At 68.8% G+C, this 433-nt stretch carries 1 pseudogene; it reads right to left on the bottom strand.

From position 1 onward, the window contains the following. Window positions 1-433 (bottom strand): annotated as a pseudogene (locus CRD59_RS08070) (hypothetical protein); the annotation flags it as partial.

Below are 433 nucleotides of genomic sequence, written 5' to 3' on the forward strand. Positions count from 1 at the left end.
TTAGGATAAACAGCAGCCATCAGACCGATACAGTATGTTCAAGCCGCACTTGTCGGCGCCGCTGACCCTGTTCGCCCCCCCCGCCCCGCACTCCGGGTTCCCCAGCCCGTGGGCCACCCGCAGGCTGAAATCCATCCTCAACTCGTCGTTCTGGGTGTCAATCCGGTCGTTGTAGGCGAGCATCTGGTACAGCTGCGGCTTACGATCAGGCTTGCGCGCATCCATCCCGCCCTCGGCGCTGCGATCGGCGCTCGCCGTGGCCGCCGGCCTGAGTACGCCGAACACCGCCACGATCGTCAGCAGGGCCGCCAGACCCCCGGCCCCCGTTCTCCCCACATCGCTCCTCCCCCCCACCACCTGCTGCCCGCCTCCACCCACCGGGGCGCCTCCGCGCGCCCCCCGTCCGCCTCCTCCTCCTCTCCACTTGTGCTCC

The organism is Bifidobacterium xylocopae, assembly GCF_003315615.1.
Classification (GTDB): Bacteria; Actinomycetota; Actinomycetes; order Actinomycetales; family Bifidobacteriaceae; genus Bombiscardovia; species Bombiscardovia xylocopae.